Raw genomic sequence first — 23,225 nt, forward strand, 5'->3', positions numbered from 1 at the left:
AAATTTGGCTGATCAGAGAGGCTGAAGGCTGAGGTATTTATCCGCAAGGATGTACTTTGGCCTTTTTTTGTTATTATTTTTGGATAAATTCATAGAGGGGATGTGTTAGTATGTCTAACATTGCCGGCAGTATCACTGCTTTAATCGGCGGTACGCCATTGCTGCGCCTGAATAAGGTAACAGCCGGGGCTCAGGCAGAAATCGTGGCTAAACTGGAATCCTTTAACCCTGGCGGCAGTATTAAGGACCGCATCGGTTTCAGCATGATTAAGGACGCTGAGGAAAAGGGACTTATCAATGAAAATACGGTAATTATCGAGCCTACCAGCGGCAATACCGGCATTGCCCTGGCCTTAATTGCCGCTGCCAAAGGGTACCGGCTTATCCTGACCATGCCGGAGACCATGAGTGTGGAACGGCGCAGTCTGTTGAAAGCATACGGTGCGGAACTGGTGCTCACTCCCGGTGCGGCAGGCATGAAAGGAGCTGTTTTAAAAGCCGAAGAATTAGCTGCTGTGACGCCAAATTCATTTGTGCCGCAACAGTTTAATAATCCGGCTAATCCGGAAATTCACCGGGCCATTACCGCAGACGAAATATGGAAGGATACAGACGGTAAAGTAGATATTATCGTTGGCGGTGTTGGTACAGGCGGTACGATTACCGGTGTGGGGGAAGTACTCAAACAGCGCAATCCTAATATCAAGGTGGTCGCGGTTGAACCCTTGGATTCCCCTGTTCTTTCCGGTGGGCAGCCCGGCCCTCATAAGATTCAGGGAATTGGGGCAGGTTTCGTTCCCTATGTACTGAATTTGGATGTAATTGATGAAATCTTTAAAGTGAAGAATGAAGAAGCCATTACTACCGCACAGCGTTTGGCTAAGGAAGAAGGCGTACTGGTCGGCTTTTCTTCCGGTGCAGCGGCGTTTGCCGCCCTGCAGGTAGCCAAAAGACAGGAAAATAAGGGGAGGTTAGTGGTGGTTATTTTGCCGGACACCGGTGAGCGGTATCTTAGCACCGTACTTTTTGCAGAAAATAAATGATCGAGTTTGTTATAGAATCGATACTGCCTGGCTTTGCAGTTTGACGATAAAGGAGGAAGTTGGATGTCCGATAATCAGGTAGCACCAACAGAATTTTTTGGTGCAGATGACAAAATCATTGCCCGCAATATCCGGCGTGTATTTAAAATTAAGCGCAAGCCAAACGAAGAAGCTACTGAATTTGAAGCAATTAAACAGTTGGACCTTACTGTTAAACAAGGAGAATTTCTGGCCATTGTCGGCCCAAGCGGCTGTGGAAAATCAACTTTTCTGGATATGATTGCCGGTTTGGCCCACCCCAGCTCCGGCGAAATATACATGGACGGCAAGCTGATTACCGGTCCGGCTTTGGACCGTGGCATCGTAATGCAGGGATATGCGTTGTTTCCCTGGCGAACAGTGCGAAAAAACGTTGAATTTGGGCTTGAAATAAAAAAGGTGCCGTCAAAAGACCGCAAGGAAATCAGTCAGCAGTATATTGAATTAGTCGGCTTGAAAAACTTTGAGGACAGGTATCCTCATGAATTGTCCGGAGGCATGAAGCAGCGTGTAGCTATTGCCAGAGCATTGGCTTATGATCCGGAGGTCTTGCTTATGGATGAACCCTTTGCAGCCGTTGATGCTCAGACCCGGGAGGTTCTGCAGGAAGAACTGCTGCGCATTTGGGAAAAAACCAGGAAAACCATTGTTTTTGTTACACATGGTATTGATGAAGCAGTATTTCTGGCAGACCGGGTAGCTGTAATGACGGCAAATCCCGGAACCATTAAAGAAATTGTTACTATCAATCTGCCCAGACCACGCGATGGTATCCGTTCATCAGCCGACTTTGGCTGGGTTCGGCACAAAATTTGGGAATTACTGCAAACCGAGCATTTCACCGCTGGCAAGACGAAGTTATCTGGAAAAAATGTGGCTGAATCCATATCTGCGTCGGCAGCATTGTAAACTGAATCAGTACACTTTTGCATTGCATCTTGTTTGGCTGATGATTTGTCGATAATAATTAATTCGGGGGTGTAATGTGGAAAAGTTAAGTTCCAAGAAACGTTTGTTGCCGCAAGTTATGGAGTTGATCCGTCATTCGCTTCATACGGTTAAATATGGGCACTTAATTTTGACAGTGCAGGACGGCTATGTGATTAAAATGGAGCGAACAGAAAAATTTATTTTTACCGCTAAAAATAAATCCGGCTATATAGTACAGGATGTTCCAGCAAGACAGCACTCTTTTCAGCCTAAAATCATTGCTCAGCTTGAAGGTCTGATGTATGGGCAGCTGATTATCCGAATTGAAGATGGCAAGGTGGAACAGATAGAGAAAACCGAAAAACGGCGGATTAACGAACAGGAAGGAATTTACGGAGATGGTATCTAAGGCATAGTTGATTGAAAAAAGGGGTGATGATGACGATTACGTATGAATGGGGAGACTCTTTATATATCAATATTACCAACCGCTGTACCAATAATTGTACTTTTTGCGTAAGAAATAATCAGGAAGGTATTTCCCGGGGAATGAATTTGTGGCTGGAACGGGAACCTACGGTCAGTGAAGTTCTGGCAGATATTCAAGCCAGGGATATCTATAAGTACCGGGAGTTTGTATTTTGCGGGTATGGAGAACCCATGCTGCGAACTTATGATATTATCGAAATATGCAGATATCTGAAAAATGCATATAACATGTCTATTCGCATAAACACAAACGGGCATGCCAATTTGATTTGCGGGCAGGATATTACTTCACAGTTAGCAGGGCTGGTGGATGCTGTTTCTATTAGCATGAATGCAAAAAACAGTAAAGAATATCAGGAACTATGCCAATCTGATTATGGTGAAAAAGCCTATGAGGCTATGCTTGCGTTTGCTGCTAAGTGCAAAAAGTATATTCCCCAGGTAGTACTGTCTGTTGTTGATGTTATGCCTGATGACAATATCCAGTCATGCCGGGAGATTGCCAACAGAATTGGTGTTGATTTTAGAGTCCGGCATTATCAATCATAATTTAGATATAGAAATGAGTCAGAAAAAAATTTCTGACTCATTTCTATCTTACTGTTCCAGCGCCTGGGCCAAATCGGCAATAATGTCTTCCACATCTTCAATGCCGACAGACAAGCGCAAGAGACAGTCACTAATGCCTAAGCGCTCGCGAATGTCGGCCGGGATGTCGGCGTGGGTCTGGACTGCCGGGAAGGTGATCAGCGATTCGACGCCGCCTAAACTTTCGGCAAACTGGAGAACTTTTACCTTGCGCAGCACTTGGGCAGGCAGGCGGGGATGGTCTACGGTGAAAGACAGCATGCCGCCATAGCCAGAGGCCTGGGCGTCCTGGATTTCTTTACCGGGATGGTTGGCTAAGCCGGGGTAATAGACTTTGGTAACACTGGGATGGGTGGTAAGCCACTCGGCGACAGCCTGTGCGTTTTTTTCGTGCTGGCGTGACCGGATTGCCAGTGTCTTGATCCCCCGCAGTAAAAGCCAGCTGTCCTGCGGCCCAAGGATGGCGCCGGTAGCGTTTTGGATAAACCCGATTTTTTCACAGAGCGCGGGGTCACCGGCAACTACCAGACCGCAGACCACATCATTATGGCCTGACAGGTATTTGGTACCGCTATGGAAGACAATATCGGCGCCCAGAGTCAGCGGTTGCTGGAAATAGGGGGAGAGGAAGGTGTTATCCACAATGACGTGCACCGGTTGTGGGGTATGCTGACGGGCGATAGCCGTTATTGCCCGGATATCGGCAATTTTCATCAGCGGATTGGTGGGTGTTTCCAGTAAGATGGCTTTCGTGGCAGGCTGCAGTGCCTGGCGCACCTCTTCCAGGCTGCTGGTATCGACAAAAGTAACTGTCAGACCGAACTGGCTGAATATCTTGTCCATAATGCGATAGGTTCCGCCATAACAGTCTTCGGTAATAATCAGATGATCACCAGGCTGATACAGCATCAGTATTGCCGAAATGGCAGCCATGCCTGAAGCGAAGGCAAAGCCGGCATGCCCTTCCTCCAGGGCGGCTACGGCTTCTTCCGCCGCCTTGCGGGTAGGGTTCTGGGTACGGGAATAGTCATAGCCGGTGCTGCGGCCGAGTTCAGGGTGGCGGAAGGTGGTTGTCTGGTAGATGGGAGTGCTGATGGCACCGGTGGTTTTATCGGTGACAAGACCTGCGTGGACGGCTTTGGTGGCAAATTTCATAACATATCATCTCCTATTTTGTGTTTGCGGCAGGCAACAAAAAAACGACTCCACCGTAAGAAGAGTCGCCTGTATGCGCTGATAACTCATCTTCCGGATTGCTCCGCTGGATTTAGCACCTTGCATTGCTGCCGGTTGCCGGGTGTCATAGGGCCAGTCCCTCGACCACTCTCGATAAGTTTAATTATTTAATTTTATTGGATTTTATTTTTGCATACTTAATACAATTTGTCAATAGATATTTTTATGCTTTTTATCTCTTGCCTGCTTGATATTGACGCCGGTTGAAAAACCGGATATCATGATTTCAACAGGAGATAACTATTTTGGGAATACGGGGAGGCAGTAACAGTATGACTGATAAAAAAGATATACTGGCATTAATTGAAAAAGCTGAAACAACCCATGAGCTTACTAAAGATGAAATTGTTGCGCTGCTGATAGATACCGAATACGAAGCGGAATTTTTTGCTGCCGCCGACCGGGTGCGCCGAATGTATGTGGGCGACGAGGTACATTTGCGCGGTCTGATTGAGTTTTCCAACACCTGCAAACAAAACTGTCTGTATTGCGGTCTAAGGCGGGATAATAAAAAGGTAAACCGTTATCGTCTGGGACCGGAAACCATCCTTGATTTTGCAACCAAAGCCAAGTCATACGGCTATCGCACGGTTGTGCTGCAGTCAGGCGAAGATGAATGGTTTGATGTGGCTGCCATGGTTGATATTATCAAAAAAATCAAGGAACTTGGTTTGGCGATTACACTGAGTGTGGGTGAAAAACCCCGTGAGGTTTATCAAGCATACCGTGATGCCGGTGCCGACCGGTATTTGCTCAGAATTGAGACTACCGACAAAGCGTTGTATGAAAAACTCGATCCGGGCATGAGCTGGGATAACCGGGTAAAATGCTTGCAGGACATAAAAGAGCTGGGTTTTGAGCTGGGAACAGGCTCACTGGTCGGTATACCGGGGCAAACTATTGAATCGCTGGCCGATGATGTTTTGTTTTTCAAAAGCATGGATGCGGACATGATTGGTGTAGGTCCGTTTATTCCTAATCCGGACACGCCGTTAGCCAAAGAGGCGGGCGGTACTTTTGAATTAAGCACCAAGGTGATGGCTATGACCCGGCTGCTGTTACCGGATATTAATATTCCGGCGACAACCGCTATGGAGTCTTTGAACCCGCAGGGACGGGTACTGGCGCTGCAACGGGGGGCCAATGTAGTGATGCCCAATGTTACCGAGGGCGAATACCGGCAGCTGTATTTGCTCTACCCGGGGAAGATTTGTATCAACGACACGCCGGCTCATTGCCGTTCGTGTATTACCGGCAAAATTCAGGGTATTGGCCGCAAGGTAGCTGAAACGCACGGTTTCCGGGTAAAGCGGGCTTAGAAGGGAATGGGCGTATGAATAAACATATTTCTGAGGAAGTGCTTGCGCTGATTGAGCAAGCTGTGAGACATATTAATTTTGGTTCTGTTACCCTGGTACTCCAGGATTCACGGATTATTCAAATGGAGAAACTGGAAAAAATCCGGATAGGCGAACAGCCGCCGAAGGGCGCAGGTAAAACTGCAGCGGCTGCCACTGGGGTGCGGATGCGGATATTGCAATCAGTTGACGGCATGGAATATGGAAAAGTGGCTATGCAAATCCAGGCAGGACAGATTATGCAGGTGGAGAGAACCGAAAAATACCGGGTAGGAAAATTAACCGGCCTTCATGGCGACGGAATTTAAAGGAACATACGGCGATGAACTGCTTATAGTTCATCGCCGTATGTTTTTTGGGGGTTGTAATGTTAGTGTCACTTTTTTCGCCGGGAAAGGGGTGACGCTTTTCTTTTAGGCACTATATTCGTGCTCTTAATAAATACAAATGTACTTTATGTAAAAACGACAAAAACCGTGTTGACAATAAACATGTAAAGGTGTATAGTATATTTTGATTATAAAATATAGAATTTCCCCGGCATAGATACGCTCTGTGAGTTTCAGTGTACAGACTGAATGGGAGCTATAGTACGGGGGAAAAAGGGGTAGGAGAAAATATGCGAAAAAAAATGTTAGCAGTGGCTATGAGCACACTGATGATGGCTGGTGCGCTGGCCGGCTGCGGCGGCGGAGCCAAACAAGAGGCCGCAAATGAAATCAAGCTTGGCGGTAACTTCGAGTTAACCGGCGGTGTGGCCAACTATGGCAAACAAGCAGTAAACGGCATCCAACTAGCCATCAAAGAAGCTAATGCCTCCGGCGGTGTGTTAGGTAAACAAATAAAGTTAGTATTGGCAGACAATAAATCGGAAGCTGCCGAAGCAACCAATGCTCTTACCAAGCTTATTACCCAGGACAAAGTCGTAGCCGTGTTCGGACCTGCCACCAGTTCAAATACGATAGCCACAGTACAGGTATCCCAGGATAATAAAATTCCTATTATCACTCCTACCGGAACAAGTGAAAAGATTACTGTCGATAATGGCAAAACGCGTCCGTACGCCTTCCGTTCCTGCTTTATCGACCCGCTGCAAGGCACCATTATGGCGAACTTTGCCAGCAATACGCTGAAAGTAAAAACCGCAGTTATGTATATTGATAACAGTTCCGACTATTCCAAAGGACTGGCCAAATCCTTCGAAACCGTATTCACCCAAAATGGCGGTACCATCTTAGGGCAGGAAGCCTTTTTACAAAAGGATCAGGATTTCAAGTCAACGCTGACCAAAATTAAAGCACTTAATCCTGAGGTAGTATTTATTCCGGCATATTATGAAGAAGTGGGCAAAATTCTTAAGCAGGCACGGGAAATGGGCATGAACATGCCGTTCATTGGAACCGATGGCTGGGATGATGCCAAAGTAGTAGAAATTGCCGGTGCCGCTTCGCTGAACAATACCTATTTCAGCAGTCACTTTTCTTCCCAGGATACCGATCCTAATGTCGTGAAATTTATTGCTGCGTATAAGAAAGAATACAACCAGGAACCAAGTGTTTTCTCCGCTCTGGGCTATGATGCCGGTTTGCTGATGATTGACGCCATCAAGCGGGCTAACAGCACTGATCCGCAAAAAATTCGCGATGCCATAGAACAAACTAAGGATTTGCAGTTGAGCACAGGTATTGTAACAATTGACGCCAATCATAATCCTATTAAGAGCGCCGTTGTTATTGAAATGAAAGACGGCAAACAAGTGTTTAAGGAAAAAATCACCCCTAAACAATAATGGTGAAAATATAGTAAAAAAAGGTTGACAGTCAAAACCCGGCTATGTTAGTATATAGCCAACATAAATATTCTGCTGACCGGAAGACCGGAGGCAATCGCTGGCTTATTCAGTCACGATTGTCTCCTTTTGTTTTTTCGGCAGAAAGTTAAATGCTTAATAGTATGCAGGTCTTACTATTAGGCAGGAAAAGGGTTACAATATAATTAACCGGTTAAGAAAGGATGATTTTATTATGGCTAAAATTTATGGAAATCTGACAGAACTGATTGGCAATACTCCACTGCTGGAATTGAAACAATATGCTGGCATCAAAGAGGTTGGCGGACGGATTATCGCTAAGGTAGAATATTTTAATCCGCTGGGCAGTGTTAAAGACCGCATTGGCTATGCGATGATTAAAGATGCTGAGGACAGAGGCCTTATTAATAAAGATACTGTAATTATTGAACCCACCAGTGGCAATACCGGCGTAGCGCTGGCATTTGTTGCCGCAGCCCGTGGCTACAAGCTGATTCTGACTATGCCGGAAACCATGAGCATAGAACGCCGTAAATTGCTCAAAGCCTTAGGGGCGCAGCTGGAACTGACGCCAGGTGCCAACGGGATGAAAGGCGCCATTGCCCGGGCGGAGGAACTGGCAGCGGCAACTCCTAATTCCTGGATTCCTCAACAGTTTAAGAATCCGGCTAATCCTGAAATTCATCGTAAAACAACTGCCGAAGAAATCTGGCAAGATACCGACGGCGAAGTGGATATTGTGGTAGGCGGCGTCGGTACCGGCGGTACCATTACCGGTATTGCCGAAGCGTTGAAGGCCCGTAAACCAGGATTTAAAGCTGTGGCAGTAGAACCGATTGATTCGCCGGTGTTGTCTGGCGGCAACCCCGGTCCGCATAAAATTCAGGGAATTGGCGCCGGTTTTATTCCGGATGTATTTAATGGCAAGGCCATTGATGAAATTATTCAAGTGCAGTCTGCCGATGCTTTTGAAACCGCAAGAGCAGTGGCAGCCACCGAAGGCCTGCTTGTCGGTATCTCCAGCGGTGCTGCCCTTCATGCCGCGACAGAACTGGCCAAACGCCCGGAAAATAAGGGTAAAAACATTGTGGTCATTCTGCCTGATACCGGTGAGCGGTATCTGTCAACCCCATTGTTTGGTGAAGAATAAACTTGTTGCCAAAGTTCAGGCTTTCCTCGAAATGAGGAACTGAGACGGTAAAGCAGCCCGGGATAATTCCCGGGCTGCTTTGTTTCTATATAGTATCCGAGAACTAGCCTTCAGAGGGGGTTAAAACCCCAGCTGAAGGTTAGTCTACTTTATCTTTTTGCAGGAAATACTAAAAAATATTGACTATAAGTAAGCTTCATTATATTATAATACTATACAGGGGTATAGTATATGGAGGGTGTCTATGTTAAATGAGCAGGAAAAGGTTAGCATAAAAAAAAGATTACGCCGTATCGGCGGACAAATTAATGGCATTGAAAAAATGGTGGAGGAAAGCCGCTATTGTGTGGATGTCCTGCAGCAAATTATGGCTGCCAGAGCGGCGCTTAATCAGGTGGCACTGATTATGCTTGAAAGCCATACAAAAAGCTGTGTGGTTAATGCGATAAAAGAAGACCGTACCGAACAAGCTGTAGATGAACTGATGAGCGTTTTGTCCAAATTCGCAAAATAAAGCTTTGGGTTAAAGGGGTGAAACAGATATGGCTGAAGCACGAAACAACCTGTCTGCCGACACGGTATTACTAAAGGTCGGCGGCATGACTTGCGCCGCTTGTTCCGGCAGGGTGGAACGGGGGCTTGCCAAATTGCCGGGAGTAGAGAAGGCGGCAGTAAATCTGGCAACCGGAAAGGCGGCGGTGACCTATGACCGGTCGCAGCTCTCGCTTAATGAGATTGCGCAGAAGATTGAAGCGCTGGGTTATACGGTGATCCGGGATAAGGTGGAATTAAAAATTACCGGCATGACCTGCGCGGCTTGCTCGGGGCGGGTGGAAAGGAGCCTGAATAAGCTGCCCGGTGTCGTCAGCGCAGTTGTCAACCTGGCGGTGGAGAAGGCTACAGTCGAGTATTATCCGGATGTGGTCAGCGTTCAGGACATTAAGGCCAAAATTGAAGCCACCGGTTTTGGGGCCCTGGATTTAACCGATACGGCGGCGGTAGATAAAGAACAGCAAACCCATGAAGCCGAAAGTAATAAACAACGGTTTCGCCTGTTTCTGGCTGCCGGGTTTTCTGTGCCGCTCCTGCTGGGCATGATTCTGCATATGTTAGGCCTGATGGGCGGGGTTACCGAATTTTTGATGAATCCGTATTTCCAATTTGTAATGGCCACACCGGTTCAGTTTATTGCCGGCTGGCAGTTCTACCGGGGAGCCTATATGGTGCTTAAGAACGGCAGTGCCAATATGGATGTATTGGTGGTGCTTGGCACCTCGGCAGCATATTTTTACAGTATTGCCAATGTGCTGCGCGGGGAACCGCACTTGTATTTTGAAACCTCCGCTATTTTGATTACCCTTATCATCTTAGGCAAATTGCTTGAAGCCAATGCCAAGGGGAAAACCTCTGAGGCCATTAAGGCGCTGATGGGGCTGCAGGCCAAGACCGCCCGGGTGGTTCGCGACGGGCAGGAAATGGATATTCCGGTCGAGGCGGTTTTAGTCGGGGATGTGGTGGTAGTACGTCCCGGCGAGAAAATTCCGGTTGACGGTATTATTCGTGAAGGAACATCAACTGTTGATGAATCCATGCTTACCGGTGAAAGCCTGCCTGTTGACAAAGCAGTGGGCGACCAGGTGGTTGGCGCTACTATTAATAAATTAGGCACCTTCAAATTTGAGGCCGTTAAGGTTGGCAAAGATACTGCCTTAGCCCAAATTGTGCGTATTGTCGAAGCCGCGCAAGGGTCGAAAGCTCCCATTCAACGGTTTGCCGATGTGGTTTCAGGCTATTTTGTTCCGGTTGTCGTCGGGCTGTCGCTGGTAACCTTTGCTGTCTGGTTCTTTATCCTGGACCCGGGCAATTTTGCGCGCGCCCTGGTTAACTTTACCGCCGTCCTGGTTATTGCCTGCCCCTGCGCTCTGGGACTGGCTACGCCGACCTCCATTATGGTGGGTACAGGCAAGGGGGCGGAAAGCGGCATCTTGATAAAAGGCGCTGAGCATTTGGAACATGCCCATAAGTTGACAACCATTGTCCTTGACAAAACCGGCACAATTACCAAAGGCCAGCCGGAAGTGACCGATATTGTCACCCTGGCCGGGATGGCGGAAGCCGAACTGGTGAGGCTGGCCATCAGTGCCGAGAAGAATTCGGAACATCCCCTGGCGCAGGCGATTGTTGCCCACGGACAGCAGCAAGGGATAGCCCTCAGCGAACCGGAGTCGTTTACCGCCATTCCGGGCCATGGGATTGAGGTTGCGATTGAGGGCAAGCGAATTTTAGTGGGTACCCGCAAGCTAATGAAGGAAAACAATATTGAATATGAAACAGCGGTGGCAACAATCGAGCAGTTGGAGCTTCAGGGTAAAACCGTAATGCTGCTGGCGGTGGACAATCAGCTAAGCGGTTTGCTGGCGGTAGCCGATACGGTAAAAGAAAGCTCGGCCCAGGCTGTAGCCGAACTGCAAAAAATGGGTATCGAAGTGTGGATGATGACAGGGGACAACACCCGTACGGCGCAGGCCATTGCCCAAGCGGTAGGGATTACAAATGTTATGGCCGAGGTGCTGCCGGAGCACAAAGCCGCAAAGGTAGAGGCGCTGAAGCAAGAAGGCAAGATTGTGGGTATGGTTGGTGACGGCATTAATGATGCCCCGGCACTGGCTATTGCCGATGTGGGCTTTGCTATTGGCACCGGCACCGATGTGGCGATTGAGGCCGCCGATATTACCCTTATACGGGGAGAGCTAACCGGCCTGGTGGCAGCCATTCGCTTAAGTAAGGCAACCATGCGCAACATTAAGCAGAATTTATTCTGGGCGCTTGTCTACAACTCGCTGGGCATTCCGGTGGCGGCGGCAGGATTTTTGTCCCCCGTTCTGGCAGGTGCCGCCATGGCGTTTAGTTCGGTTTCGGTGGTAACCAATGCGTTGAGATTAAAACGGTTTGACCCTTACGGCGAGTTAAAGTAAGGAACGAAAGGAGGTGAATTTTGTGAGTCAAGCAGCAGAGATTGTATTAAAAGTTGAAGGTATGTCCTGCGGACATTGTAAAATGAGTGTTGAGAAGGCACTCCAGGCTATTCCGGGAGTAGTGAGCGCAAGTGTTGACCTGGAAAAAAAGGAAGCCCTGGTGACAGGTACTGCTGCACGGGATGCGCTGGTCAAGGCTGTGGAAGATGTGGGGTTTGACGTGGTTTAATGACTAATGACAGACGCAAGGAAGTTTTATATTAAATCTATGCTAATAAAGTACGCTAAAATCAACGTCTTCAACAAGACGTTGATTTTTTGCTTTTAGTAATTCAGCTTTCGCAGTGATAAACCGGTCTTTATGCCATACTCCTGTAGCACCGTTGGGCGAAAGAAGTCAGGCAGCCGATTTATCTGAGAATCACCGAAGCTTGCACGGTAATAAGCTTCATGAGGCGATTTTCTCCTTCGTCCTCTCTTTCATCCTCTGCCAGCTGTCGATCTGCTGGCCGCTTTGTGAAACAGTTTTGACAGATAACTTGTCTTGCCCTACTTCGACGACAAGATAATTCGGCTCCTCAAAAGGATTATGAAAAAATTCATGGAGTTCGTTGGGGGTAACATACTGATAAGCTTTTGCCCCGCTGCGTCCTGCCGTAACATAGATTGTGCCGCCTGCCGTTATCTTATCGCCTGTCAGCGGATAGGTGCGGGCATAAACATGGTCGTGTCCGCTTATGACAACATCAACGCGATGCTTGTCAAACAGCGGGACGAACGCCGCTTTGACTGGCTCGTTGCTTCGGCCTGATTTGACAGGATAGGGAGTCTTGTGCAGCAGCACAATCTTCCAGCGCTTAGCAGTTGCCGCCAGATCGGCATCAAGCCAGGCCTGCTGCCTTGCCAGCATATCCGGTATAAAGCGCGCCTCCTCCCGTTCCTGGCTATCCAGGATAACGAAATGGGCGTCGCCGTAATCGAATGAATAGACAAGGCCTTGTAAACCGTCAGGTCCGTTAGCGGGAAGCTTGAACTGGGCGGTAAACAAAACAGGCATAGTCCGTTCGCCCCAGACCGGCGTGTATGTTTCATGATTGCCGGTAAGCGGCATGACGGTGACGTTGCTGATAACAGCTTCGGCTGCGTCAAACCACTCCTGCCATTGGCCGTAATCGGCGCCGACATCGACAAGATCGCCGACTACTGTCAAAAACGCCGCCTGGGGATTGGCCTGGTAGGCCTGCCTGACAAGCCGGCCCCAGCTCTCATACCGGTCACTCTGCGAGTCACCGAAAACAAGAAAGCGAAAAGCCGCCGTATTGGCAGGTGCTGTTGTAAACCAGTACGGCCGGCTCCAGCTATCACCATCTCCCAGCAGGTACATGTAGGTTGTATCAGGCTTCAGCCCTGTCAGTGCCGCTACATGGACGACAAGGCCGCTTCCGTCGGCAGGCAGCGGCCGGGAGGTAGCGGTGACAACCGTGGCTTTAGCAGTAAATACATTACTGTCGGCCTTTTCAGCATACATGATTTTACCGACAGGCCAGGATGATTCTGTTTTCCAGGTAATAGTCTGCGTGACACTTGCCCTGTCTGTCCAGGTTAGTGTCACATGCTGCGCCGTATAGGCGTCTGCCACCGCTCCAGCGAGCGGCACCGGTAAAACCGCCAGCACCGCCGCCAGTAGAAAGATGAGGATACCATCCCTTATTCGATAACCAGCCATTATTTCGCCGCCTTTCTGTTATAAGCTATTACAACTTTTAAATGGTTTGCCCTTTTATCATTTGGATTAATTTTAAAATAAAAAATAAGCATAAATAAACCTTATTAGACTATTTAAAAAGAAAACGAGGGTTTTTTAATAACACGGTTTCAACGGTAACCAATGCGCTTAGAATCATTTTAAGCGCATTTTTAAATATAAACAACATAAACAAACAAAAACAAACAATAATGATGTTTAATTGATGGTTTTATTGACTGGTGTTCGTTTTTGTATTAAGATGATAAATATAGTAAATTATGGATGCGATGCAGGGTGGGGGTAGCTTAATGAAGCTGATTACGGTGTCAGGGGCACCTTCTTCTGGTAAGACCTCGGTAATTTTACGGCTGATTGATTGCCTTAGGCAAGGTGGGCAGGAGGTCGGCGTGGTTAAGTTTGACTGTCTGACTTCTTTTGATCAACTGCGTTACGAAGAATATGGCGTAAAAGTGCAGGTGGGCTTTTCCGGGAAATTTTGCCCTGATCATTTTTTTATTACTAATATTGCTGATGCTGTGGAGTGGGGAGAACGCACCGGGCTGGATATATTGATCAGTGAAAGCGCGGGTTTATGTAATCGCTGTTCCCCGCATATCCAGGGAATTCTTGCCATTTGTGTTATTGATAATCTATCAGGGGTGAATACTCCCCGCAAAATTGGTCCTATGCTCAAGCTGGCCGATATTGTTGTCATTACCAAGGGTGATATTGTTTCCCAAGCCGAACGGGAGGTTTTTATGGGGAGTGTCCGGCAGGTTAACCCCAGGGCCTCCATTCTCTTTGTGAATGGCATTACCGGTCAGGGTGCATTTCTCTTAAGCAAGCATGTTATGAATGCAGCTGCTGTTACCAGTGTGAGAAACCGGCGCTTGCGCTTTTCCATGCCGGCTTCTGTATGCGCTTACTGTACCGGTGAAACGCGAATCGGTGAAAGCTACCAGATGGGAATGCTGAAAAAGATGGAATTCAAGGTGGAATCATGAGGCAAGCAATCAGAGAGTGTGCGGCAAGCAGGACAATTGCTGAAATTATCAATACTTATCCGGTGGTACAGGATTTCTTTATTAATTATAATTTACCGAATCTGCAGAAAAATCTTACGCTGGCTCAGGCTTTGGCCGAAATACCACAGGAGCAATTGGCAGAGTTCGGTCTTGATAGATTCAGCTTGACAGAAGAACTGGTAAGGTTCGTGGCAGCATTGGCAGGAAACCTGGAGGCACAGGAAAAGGTAGAAAGTATTACCATCATCGGCGGTAGAAATAAAGCAGGGGAAGCCGAGAATGTGACGCTTACCATTGCCGCCGGTGAGGTTATCAGCATTGTCGGCCCTACCGGTTCAGGGAAAAGCCGTCTCTTAGGGGACATTGAATGCCTGGCGCAATGCGATACACCGACCAACAGGCAAATTCTGATCAATGATCATGTGTTGACTGATGAACAGCGGTTTGATATGGGCAATAAACTGGTGGCGCAGTTATCGCAAAATATGAATTTTGTTATGGATGTGAATGTGGCGGAATTTCTGGCAATGCATGCAAAGATCCGCCTGTGCAAAAATCCCGAACAAGTCATCAACCGCTGCTTTGTTTGCGCCAACGAAATGGCTGGTGAAAAATTTGCCATGGATACCAGAGTAACTGAGCTGTCAGGGGGGCAATCACGGGCGCTGATGATTGCCGACACAGCTCATATGAGCGCCTCGCCCATTGTTCTGATTGATGAAATCGAAAATGCCGGCATTGACAGGAAGCAGGCCATCAGCCTGTTGACTGAAAACCAAAAGATTGTACTGATTTCCACCCATGACCCGCTGCTGGCCTTGAGTGCCGATAAACGGATTGTTATCAAAAATGGCGGTATCTATAAAATCCTGGAGACATCGGACGAAGAGGCCAAAAGCTTACGTGATATTGAAAAACTGGATGCCATGATGCTGGCTGTCAGGCAGCAATTGCGGTACGGAGAGCGGGTTAAGCCGTTGATGCCTGTCCTGGGATAAATGTAGACTTGATTCAGGTGGAGTTTTAACTCCACCTGAATCCTAGGCGGAATTATCCGATGGCCGCAGAGAATGCCAGGGACACAAAGGGGACGAGCCAAGGAGAATTAAAGGCCGCGGCAGCGGTTCTTATGACAGATGGAGGCGAGAAAATGTGGGAGTTATATGACACTATGATTGCGGGAATACCGGAGGATTGTCTTGTCGACGAATTTATCTGCGGCACTTATGGCGTACTCATACGCAGCGGGGAGAGGTGTGGCTTCAGCCATATCATACCAGGCGATACCCTGCCGGAGACGATGAAAAAGACACTTAATATGCCCTTGCGGAAGCTGGCAGAATGTATTAAATCCTGGAATTTCGTCGAAGCCTCTGTCGGTCTGGCGGCCATAAATACCTGGTATAATTCGCCGGCAACTGCGGCAGACAACGGCATTGTGCTTGCTAACAGCTTATACAGTGAGGATCGTCTTAATGATCCCTTTATTGCCTATCAAAATAGGATAAAAAATAAAAAAGTAGCTGTTTTCGGTCATTTTCCCTATGTTGAGCAATTGTTCCGGCCTGTCTCTGACCTCGTCATCATTGCGCGTGAGCCGGAGGAGGAAGGTGATTACCCGGAATCGGCCGCCGACTACATCCTGCCGGAATATGATTTTGTTGTCTTAAGCTGTACAAGTCTTATTTACAAGACATTACCGCGTCTGCTGAATTTATCAAAAAATGCTTATGTTATTATTGTCGGCCCATCAACACCATTGGCACCGTCGCTATTTGCTTTCGGTGTCAATGATTTATCAGGCTTTGTGGTTAAGGATAATGCCGGTGCGGCGCAGATTGTGGCAGGCCTGGAACGCAGCCCGATTTACAAGACAGGGCAGAAAGTAGCGCTTAAATCCCAAGAGTTCACTGGGAGGACCAGCCTGGCGGGACTTGATATCTAAGTGTTCGAACAAACAAGTTTACCGGGCACTGGTGAAAGGAAGAGCGTCATTATGAGGATGGCAGGGACTTGGGGCTCAGCCTTTGCGGTGGCTTTGGCTGTTCACCTTAGCGTTTTTGCTTTAGTGGGGCAGGGATTATTGGCGGAAACAGCCTTGGAGCCACAATTTGAATATATGGAAGTTGAGCTGGCACCGCTCCCCCCTGCTGCTAAACCGGGTCAGGCGAAGGAGATACCGGCGGCCAGTAATCACAGCCCGGACCTGAGCAGCAACAAGCAGGTTTATCCGGCTGCCAGGCCGGCAGCTGCCCGCTTGGCTCCCGTCAGGGAGCAGACCGAGGCTTGGCCGCAGGTTGCAGCTGTCGCCGCGGCCGGTGTGTCATCAGGCGTAAGCAGCAGCGATTTTAGCGGAGAGGCAGGAGCAGGAGCGGCGGCAGGCGGCGGGACGGGAAATAGCGTCTCTGCCGGCGGAACCGGGCCGGCAGCAGAGCCGGTTGACCGCCGGCCGTCGCTGGCTTATGCGCCTTTGCCGGAATATCCGGTGGAAGCCAGGCGCAATCACTGGCAGGGAAAGGTATTTGTCAGTGTACTGGTGACGGCTGCGGGAAGAGCCGCCGAGGCGAAAGTGGCCGAAAGCTCAGGCTATGATGTGCTGGATCAGGCGGCGGTGAACGTAGTGCTGTACAAATGGCGGTTTAATCCTGCCGAGCGCGGCGGACAGGCTGTACCTGGCAGGGTGAGAGTGCCGGTTACGTTTAGCCTGGATCGCTGATAGAAATATAGTGTTTATATTAAAGAGCACAACAAGGAGGAGTAGGTATGAGAGAAAATTTCAAGAAAAGGATGATTCCCCCGGTGCTGGCTGTTTGCTTATTAAGCTCATTCCAGCTTGCCACAGCACAAGAGGTCGATGAGGCCACGCTTGAGGGCGTGGAAGTCCACTCGACATCCCTGGAGAAATACCAAGTGACCACAGCAGTTATTACCGCCGAAAAAATTAAGGAAACCGGCGCAAGAAATCTGGCTGAGGCTCTGGAAGCGGTACCCGGGCTGTATATGGCCACTGCTGATAAGAATGCCCGGCTGGTACGTATCCGGGGGGCGGCCACCGACCAGACGAGGGTTTATATTGACGGGCTGCCGGTGTTTCCCTTATCAGGTATCGCCTCCAACTCGGCGTCTGATTTGGCTGGTATACCTGTCGATAATATTGAAAAGATTGAGATCATTAAAGGACCCGGACCGGTGCAATACGGCACAGACTATAAAGGCGGCGTTATTTTAATTACCACCAAGGATGGCAAGGGGCCAGGCCAGTTTCAGCTTAATTTGGCAGCAGGCTCTGATAAACGCTTTGACCACAGCATCTCCTACCGCGGCAGTGATGATAATGCCAGCTACTCCTTTGCCGCCGGCAAAAGCAAAGGCGACGGGTATCTGAGACACTCCGAGTTTGATAAGGAGTATTTTGACGGTAAAATAAAATGGAAGCTGGGTGAGGGCCAGAACCTGACAATCAGCGGCTGGTATATGAACACCGACCGGGACATTGCCAATGGCATTGACCAGGAAACCGGCAAAGAGACCTCGGCCACCGGCAATAAATGGTCTGGTGATACATTTCTTGACCAGGCTGGTATTCCAGATCCTAATCAAAGCAAGCCAGATAAAAACAGTACGACAGATGTAAAAGACTGGAAATACCGGGACTTCAAACAAACCAATATTGCCGTACAGTATGATCAAAAGGTCAATGACCGGTTCAAATATGATGTGAAGGTTTACCATGTTACTGACCGCAATACCCTGCAGGTAACTAATGGCAATAACGTTAAATTGGGTGTAAATACCAAGAAAAACCCGCAGTTGTACAGCAGTGACTGGACCTCAAGCGGCAACGGTCTGGAGCTTACTGCCGACTGGCAGGCAGCCCGGAACAATACCGTCACCTTTGGCGCCAAATACAGCAAGCTTGACTGGGATGCCAGCGAAAATAGAAGTTTAAATCCAGGCGGTATCACTGACGGCGGCAGCGATAAGCGCATTGGTTATTACCTGCAGGATAGCTGGCAGCTTGACAGCAAAACCAATCTGACCGCAGGCGTGCGCCATGACAAGGTAACGCAAGCCTTTGACAACATTCCGGGGAAAACACCGGCAGAACTTGCAGATATTGACGATTCTACCACTGATCCGGTATTTAACCTGACCCATCAATTGGATGAGAAAAATACGCTGCGTTTTTCGGCAGGCAAAACCCATAACTTTGTTACCGCCAAGCAGGCTAACGCTAATCGCAAGGCTGGTTATGCCGTTCCGGGGACTGAAAAGGCCACCAACCAGGAGATCGGCTGGAAGCACAAGCTTAATGAAAAAGCATCACTGGACATTGCTATTTTCAAAAATGATATTGATAACCGGATTGACAGACTGCCGGGAAAAACGGAATATCGCAACATTGCTAAAACCGAGATACGGGGAGTAGAGCTGGAATATAACCAACAGATCAGCAAACGCCTGAAGGGCTTTGTTAATTACACGTATTTGAAGGCGGAAGACACGAATGCCGGGGTTACCACCGATGCCGCCAATTTGCCTGACAGTATGTTCAATTACGGTGCAACCTACACGGTGGACAAGCTCCAGGCTACCTTGATCGGTCATTACTTTGGCAATGTTAGCAATACTGATGTCAGTACACCCAACAACTATGGAAATATCTATAAGAAGCTGGATAGCTATCATACGGTAGATCTTAATTTCAACTATCAGGAGAATGACAATCTGTCCTATTATTTGCATATCAACAATCTGTTTGACACTAAATACTGGGATAAATATGACGAACGGGGCGACGGCATTAACTTCATGGCCGGCATAAGCATGAAAATGTAGGAGGGTTTATGAAAAGGTTAAGCACACTGATCATCTTGCTTTGCATCAGCTTGCTCATGCTCTTAACCGGGTGCGGCCGGCAAAGTGCTGTGGATTCGGGCGCGGCGCCAGGTTCAGGCAGGGTTATTATTGACATGGCAGGCCGCAAGGTTATATTGCCGCAGAAAATTGAGAAGGTATATCCGGCATCACCGCTCGAATGTGTGTTGATTTATACTCTTGCGCCCGAGCTGTTGGCAGGCTGGGGTTATCACATGGCGGCAGATCAGTCAGGCTATATCCTGCCGGAGTACCGGAACTTGCCGGTGCTTGCCTGGACCACCCGCGGTTCGACCAGTAATGCCGAAGAAATTATGAAGATGAAGCCGGACGTAATTTTAACAATAAACGATATCAATGATACTACCAGGCAATATGCGGATGAACTGGAACGATTGACCAAAATACCGGTGGTGCTGTTGGATAAAGAATTAACTAAAACAGAACAGGCCTTTGTGCTTGCCGGTAAGGTGCTGAACCGTGAGGAACGGGCAGCTAAGCTTGCGGCCTATTGCCGGGAAACGCTGGCGATGGTGACGGAAAAGCAGCCGCTGTTACAGGGCCGCACCCCGGTAACCGTGTATTATGCCGAAGGCCGGCGCGGTTTGGAAACCGAGCCGCGGGGGTCGTGGCATGCCGAGATCATTGAATTTGTCGGCGGCATGAATGTTGCCGATCCCGGTTTGCCGGCCGGCAGTATTATTGGGCGGAGTCCGGTATCGATGGAACAAGTGCTGGCATGGAATCCGGAGGTGGTATTAATCAGCTATTTTCGCGATGGCGAAAGCAGCAGCTACCCCGCAATTATGGGTGAAAAATCATGGCAAAATGTCCGTGCGGTTAAGGCGCGGCAGGTATATGAAATTCCTACAGGCCCTTTTAACTGGTTTGACCGGCCGCCGGCGGTAAGCCGGCTTATCGGTATAAGATGGGTGGCGAATTTATTGTACCCTGATGTCTATCCTTTTGATTTCCGTGCCGAAGTTAAGCGGTTTTATGCGTTATTTTATCACTACCAGCTGTCTGAACAGGAACTTGATGATCTGGCAGCCAGGGCGAAAAGAGTAGAGTAGCTTATGTGGAAAATTTCGATATTGCTGGCGATACTGGTAATCGCCTTCTTCGGCTCATTTCTGGTCGGACGTTTTCCCCTTGCCCCAGATATGGTAGTGATGATTCTGGGCGCCAAGCTCTTGGGACTGCCGCCGGCCGGGACTGATATTATGGAAACCGTTGTGTTTGACATCCGGCTGCCGCGAATCTTGGCTGCCTTGTTAGTGGGCAGTGCGCTGGCAGTGGCCGGGGCGGCTTATCAGAACTTATTCCGCAATCCCCTGGTGTCGCCGTCAATACTGGGGGCCTCCTGGGGCGCGGCCTTTGGTGCAGTTTTGGGGATGGTTTTCCACCTGTCCTGGATATGGGTGGAGTCGCTGGCTTTTATTTTTGGCCTGCTTGCGGTATCCTGCGCCATTATGATCAGTTCGTGGTTCGGCAATAAATCAACCATATCGCTGGTATTGGCCGGTATTGTAGTTTCTGCCTTTTTCCAGGCCCTTGTTTCGGTGCTGAAATATATGGCCGATCCCATGAACACACTGCCTGAAATCAGCTTTTGGCTAATGGGAGGGCTTTCCAAGGTTACGAATCAGGATGTACTATTGCTCTTTCTTCCCATAATGCTGCCAATGGCAGTACTATATTTCATGCGTTGGCAGATTAATGTGCTTAGTGTTGGCGAAGAAGAAGCGCGTACACTCGGCATCAATGTCCGGGGTACCCGTTTGGTGATTTTGGCCTGCGCTACCATGCTGGCAGCGGCGGCTACCAGTATTGGCGGTATTATCCAATGGGTAGGGTTGTTGATTCCCCATATAGCCAGAATGCTGTTTGGGGCAAATTTTGCCATAGTACTGCCGGTGTCTATGCTTTTGGGAGCCGCCTATCTGTTGATAATGGATAATTTAAGCCGCAGCCTTGCTTCAGTAGAAATACAGGTCGGAATTCTTACAGCCTTAATTGGGGCGCCCTTCTTTGTTTTTTTACTGGCCAGAAGCAAAAGGGGTCTGGAATGAAATAGGTTTGGCAGCAACACTAAGGAGATGGTTTTTAGATGTATGACATTGTGGCTAAAGGCGGAGCTACGTTTTGTGTAATTATTGCCTGTTCGCTGCTGGCGATGACGATTGTCATTGAAAGGTGGTGGTTTTACCGGAAGGTAGCCCGTGAAGACCAAATATACATGCCGGATTTACGGCAAGCAGTTGCCGCCGGCAGTGCCAGACCCTTTGGCACTGGTGACGGACCGCTGGCAAGGCTGTGGCTGGTTATGTACGGGAACTATCTGACGGCAAGCGAGGAAATGGAGCTTGCCGGCGAAACTGCTTTAGACAGCGAGAGCATGCGGTTGGAGAAATATTTGTATATCTTAGCGACAATTGCCACAATCGCGCCGCTCCTGGGGTTATTGGGCACAGTATTAGGCATGATAAAAACCTTCCATGTGGCGGCGGTCAGCGGGGCAGGCAATCCCCAGTTATTGTCTGAGGGCATTGCCGAAGCCCTGTATAACACGGCTGCCGGCTTGTTTGTCACCATATTCTGCATTGTCTGCCACAATCATTACCGCAACTGGGTGGAACGGCGGCTGCGCATCCTGGAGTCAAGGATAAAGGAGTTTTCGTCTTTATTAAAGGCAAAAGGGGAGAATAATGTTGCCACGCAAGGTAAATAAACGACAGATCGGCGTCCATATTGATATGACGCCAATGGTTGATGTAATGATGCTGTTGGTTATTTTTTTTATGATGACAACGGCGTTTGTTACCGTCTATCCGGGCTTTACCATAAATTTACCCCAGGCAGCGGCCAAGAGTCAGGAGACGCAGCATATTACGGTATTAATTGCCCAGGATGGGCGCATTGCGGTTGATGGCCGGCCGGTGGCTAAGGGCGAACTGACGGCGCTGCTAACCGGTGCAAAAAATGCTGCCGTATCCATTCAGGCCGATAAGGAAGTCAGCCATGGACAGGTAGTGGAGGTAATGGATGAAATTCAGCGGGCCGGAGTGGCTAAGATAGCAATAGCGGTCAGGGAGAAGGGACGCTAACGGAGTTGAGTTACGAAATTTGGACCTGCGAATAGAAGGGAGCGGTATATACTTGCTTGTGGTTGAGAATCTCAGTTTTGCTTACCCGTCAGCAGGCAATCTGCTCACAGATATTTCTTTTGCCGTTGACAAGGGGGATGTTATTTGTCTCCTGGGGCCAAATGGCGCCGGCAAGACGACCTTGCTCAGGTGCTTATTGGGGCTTGCCAAAATACGGACAGGCAGTATCAGGCTCAGAGGTCAAAAGATCGATGCAATACCGGCAAAGGAACTGGCTGCTGATCTGGCCTATGTACCGCAGGCAGCCGCGACGGTATTTCCCTATAGAGTGCTTGATATTGTTGTTATGGGACGCACACCGCATATTGACTTTACCGCAGTGCCAGGCCGGGAAGATTATGCCATTGCACAGGAGAGTCTGGCTGAACTGGGTATTTCGCACCTGGCGGAGGCCTTGTTTAGCCGTATCAGCGGCGGCGAGCGGCAATTGACGCTCATTGCCAGGGCGCTGACGCAGCGGGCCAGGCTGCTCATTATGGACGAGCCGACAGCCAGTCTTGACTATGGCAATCAGGTCAGGATATTGCGCGTGATTGATAAGCTGGCCAAGCAGGGGTATTCGATTATTATGACTTCACACTTTCCCAACCATGCTTTTCTGCTATGCAATCAGGTGATGATTATGAAGCAGGGGAAAATTGTGGCGCTGGGCAGCCCGGACAGTGTGGTAACCGACACGGTATTAAGCGATCTGTACATGACAAAGGTTAAGGTGGTTGAAATCGATACCGGCGAGTCAAAAGCACTGAAGGTGTGTTTGCCGCTGATTTAGCCAATAACTGACAACTAT

General features: G+C 48.8%; 23 protein-coding genes and 1 riboswitch. Of the genes, 21 read left to right on the plus strand and 2 right to left on the minus strand.

Annotated elements, in window-relative coordinates:
- Positions 1-110: 110 nt before the first annotated feature.
- The 4 genes from cysK (SPSPH_RS04990) to SPSPH_RS05005 all read left to right on the plus strand — a co-directional run bounded on the left by cysK (SPSPH_RS04990) (position 111) and on the right by SPSPH_RS05005 (position 3,050).
- The gene (gene cysK / locus SPSPH_RS04990) at positions 111-1,043 is read left to right on the plus strand and encodes a cysteine synthase A (RefSeq protein ID WP_075753810.1); all 933 of its coding nucleotides are present in this window, start codon (positions 111-113) and stop codon (positions 1,041-1,043) included.
- Between the two features lie 63 nt (positions 1,044-1,106).
- Positions 1,107-1,991: an ABC transporter ATP-binding protein gene (locus SPSPH_RS04995; protein WP_075753812.1), complete on the plus strand. Its 885-nt coding sequence runs from the start codon at positions 1,107-1,109 to the stop codon at positions 1,989-1,991.
- 76 nt (positions 1,992-2,067) lie between these two features.
- On the plus strand, positions 2,068-2,421 hold the full coding sequence (locus SPSPH_RS05000; protein WP_083945408.1) for a DUF2292 domain-containing protein: 354 nt from the start codon (positions 2,068-2,070) through the stop codon (positions 2,419-2,421).
- A gap of 26 nt (positions 2,422-2,447) precedes the next feature.
- Complete coding sequence (locus SPSPH_RS05005; RefSeq protein ID WP_233138662.1) at positions 2,448-3,050, plus strand: TIGR04100 family radical SAM protein; 603 nt, start codon at positions 2,448-2,450, stop codon at positions 3,048-3,050.
- Positions 3,051-3,098: 48 nt separating this feature from the next.
- On the opposite strand, the gene SPSPH_RS05010 is transcribed toward SPSPH_RS05005, so the two are convergent.
- Positions 3,099-4,244, minus strand: coding sequence for a trans-sulfuration enzyme family protein (locus tag SPSPH_RS05010; RefSeq protein WP_075753814.1), 1,146 nt, complete (start codon positions 4,242-4,244; stop codon positions 3,099-3,101).
- Positions 4,245-4,327: 83 nt separating this feature from the next.
- A riboswitch (SAM riboswitch) is annotated at positions 4,328-4,425 on the minus strand.
- A 172-nt stretch (positions 4,426-4,597) separates the two neighbouring features.
- Between SPSPH_RS05010 and hydE the strand changes: the two genes are divergently transcribed.
- The 7 genes from hydE to SPSPH_RS05045 all read left to right on the plus strand — a co-directional run bounded on the left by hydE (position 4,598) and on the right by SPSPH_RS05045 (position 11,847).
- On the plus strand, positions 4,598-5,644 hold the full coding sequence (gene hydE / locus SPSPH_RS05015; RefSeq protein ID WP_075753816.1) for a [FeFe] hydrogenase H-cluster radical SAM maturase HydE: 1,047 nt from the start codon (positions 4,598-4,600) through the stop codon (positions 5,642-5,644).
- A gap of 14 nt (positions 5,645-5,658) precedes the next feature.
- On the plus strand, positions 5,659-5,991 hold the full coding sequence (locus tag SPSPH_RS05020) for a YezD family protein (protein WP_075753818.1): 333 nt from the start codon (positions 5,659-5,661) through the stop codon (positions 5,989-5,991).
- A 311-nt stretch (positions 5,992-6,302) separates the two neighbouring features.
- A complete protein-coding gene (locus SPSPH_RS05025; RefSeq protein ID WP_075753820.1) occupies positions 6,303-7,472 on the plus strand; it encodes an ABC transporter substrate-binding protein in 1,170 nt (389 codons plus the stop codon).
- Between the two features lie 235 nt (positions 7,473-7,707).
- Positions 7,708-8,643, plus strand: a complete 936-nt coding sequence (gene cysK, locus SPSPH_RS05030; RefSeq protein ID WP_075753822.1) for a cysteine synthase A — start codon at positions 7,708-7,710, stop codon at positions 8,641-8,643.
- 244 nt (positions 8,644-8,887) lie between these two features.
- The gene (locus SPSPH_RS05035) at positions 8,888-9,157 is read left to right on the plus strand and encodes a metal-sensitive transcriptional regulator (protein WP_075753824.1); all 270 of its coding nucleotides are present in this window, start codon (positions 8,888-8,890) and stop codon (positions 9,155-9,157) included.
- A 28-nt stretch (positions 9,158-9,185) separates the two neighbouring features.
- Positions 9,186-11,618 carry a heavy metal translocating P-type ATPase gene (locus tag SPSPH_RS05040; protein ID WP_075753826.1) on the plus strand — a complete coding sequence of 811 codons (2,433 nt, stop codon included), beginning with the start codon at positions 9,186-9,188 and terminating at the stop codon, positions 11,616-11,618.
- Between the two features lie 22 nt (positions 11,619-11,640).
- Positions 11,641-11,847, plus strand: a complete 207-nt coding sequence (locus tag SPSPH_RS05045) for a CopZ family metallochaperone (protein ID WP_075753828.1) — start codon at positions 11,641-11,643, stop codon at positions 11,845-11,847.
- Between the two features lie 219 nt (positions 11,848-12,066).
- Here the strand turns inward: SPSPH_RS05045 and SPSPH_RS05050 are convergent, their stop codons facing one another.
- Positions 12,067-13,344: a purple acid phosphatase family protein gene (locus SPSPH_RS05050; RefSeq protein ID WP_109298135.1), complete on the minus strand. Its 1,278-nt coding sequence runs from the start codon at positions 13,342-13,344 to the stop codon at positions 12,067-12,069.
- 329 nt (positions 13,345-13,673) lie between these two features.
- Here SPSPH_RS05050 and SPSPH_RS05055 point away from each other — a divergent pair, with 329 nt between their 5' ends.
- The 10 genes from SPSPH_RS05055 (at position 13,674) to SPSPH_RS05100 (ending at position 23,207) form a co-directional block, all read left to right on the plus strand.
- The gene (locus SPSPH_RS05055; protein WP_075753832.1) at positions 13,674-14,369 is read left to right on the plus strand and encodes a GTP-binding protein; all 696 of its coding nucleotides are present in this window, start codon (positions 13,674-13,676) and stop codon (positions 14,367-14,369) included.
- A complete protein-coding gene (locus tag SPSPH_RS05060) occupies positions 14,366-15,388 on the plus strand; it encodes an ATP-binding cassette domain-containing protein (RefSeq protein ID WP_075753834.1) in 1,023 nt (340 codons plus the stop codon). The genes SPSPH_RS05055 and SPSPH_RS05060 overlap by 4 nt, the downstream gene beginning before the upstream one ends.
- 152 nt (positions 15,389-15,540) lie before the next feature.
- Complete coding sequence (locus SPSPH_RS05065; RefSeq protein ID WP_075755966.1) at positions 15,541-16,335, plus strand: Rossmann-like domain-containing protein; 795 nt, start codon at positions 15,541-15,543, stop codon at positions 16,333-16,335.
- Positions 16,336-16,386: 51 nt separating this feature from the next.
- On the plus strand, positions 16,387-17,106 hold the full coding sequence (locus tag SPSPH_RS05070) for an energy transducer TonB (protein WP_075753836.1): 720 nt from the start codon (positions 16,387-16,389) through the stop codon (positions 17,104-17,106).
- Positions 17,107-17,153: 47 nt separating this feature from the next.
- On the plus strand, positions 17,154-19,229 hold the full coding sequence (locus SPSPH_RS05075; protein ID WP_083945409.1) for a TonB-dependent receptor: 2,076 nt from the start codon (positions 17,154-17,156) through the stop codon (positions 19,227-19,229).
- A gap of 8 nt (positions 19,230-19,237) precedes the next feature.
- Positions 19,238-20,341, plus strand: coding sequence for an ABC transporter substrate-binding protein (locus tag SPSPH_RS05080; RefSeq protein WP_075753838.1), 1,104 nt, complete (start codon positions 19,238-19,240; stop codon positions 20,339-20,341).
- A gap of 3 nt (positions 20,342-20,344) precedes the next feature.
- A complete protein-coding gene (locus SPSPH_RS05085) occupies positions 20,345-21,340 on the plus strand; it encodes a FecCD family ABC transporter permease (protein WP_075753840.1) in 996 nt (331 codons plus the stop codon).
- A 38-nt stretch (positions 21,341-21,378) separates the two neighbouring features.
- Entirely contained in the window at positions 21,379-21,999 is a 621-nt protein-coding gene (locus SPSPH_RS05090; RefSeq protein WP_075753842.1) for a MotA/TolQ/ExbB proton channel family protein, read from the plus strand.
- Complete coding sequence (locus tag SPSPH_RS05095) at positions 21,977-22,375, plus strand: ExbD/TolR family protein (RefSeq protein ID WP_075753844.1); 399 nt, start codon at positions 21,977-21,979, stop codon at positions 22,373-22,375. Before SPSPH_RS05090 ends, SPSPH_RS05095 begins: the two co-directional genes overlap by 23 nt.
- A 58-nt stretch (positions 22,376-22,433) precedes the next feature.
- Positions 22,434-23,207, plus strand: a complete 774-nt coding sequence (locus SPSPH_RS05100) for an ABC transporter ATP-binding protein (RefSeq protein WP_233138884.1) — start codon at positions 22,434-22,436, stop codon at positions 23,205-23,207.
- The last annotated feature ends 18 nt before the right edge of the window (positions 23,208-23,225 follow it).

It is taken from the genome of Sporomusa sphaeroides DSM 2875, assembly GCF_001941975.2.
Taxonomy (GTDB): Bacteria; Bacillota; Negativicutes; order Sporomusales; family Sporomusaceae; genus Sporomusa; species Sporomusa sphaeroides.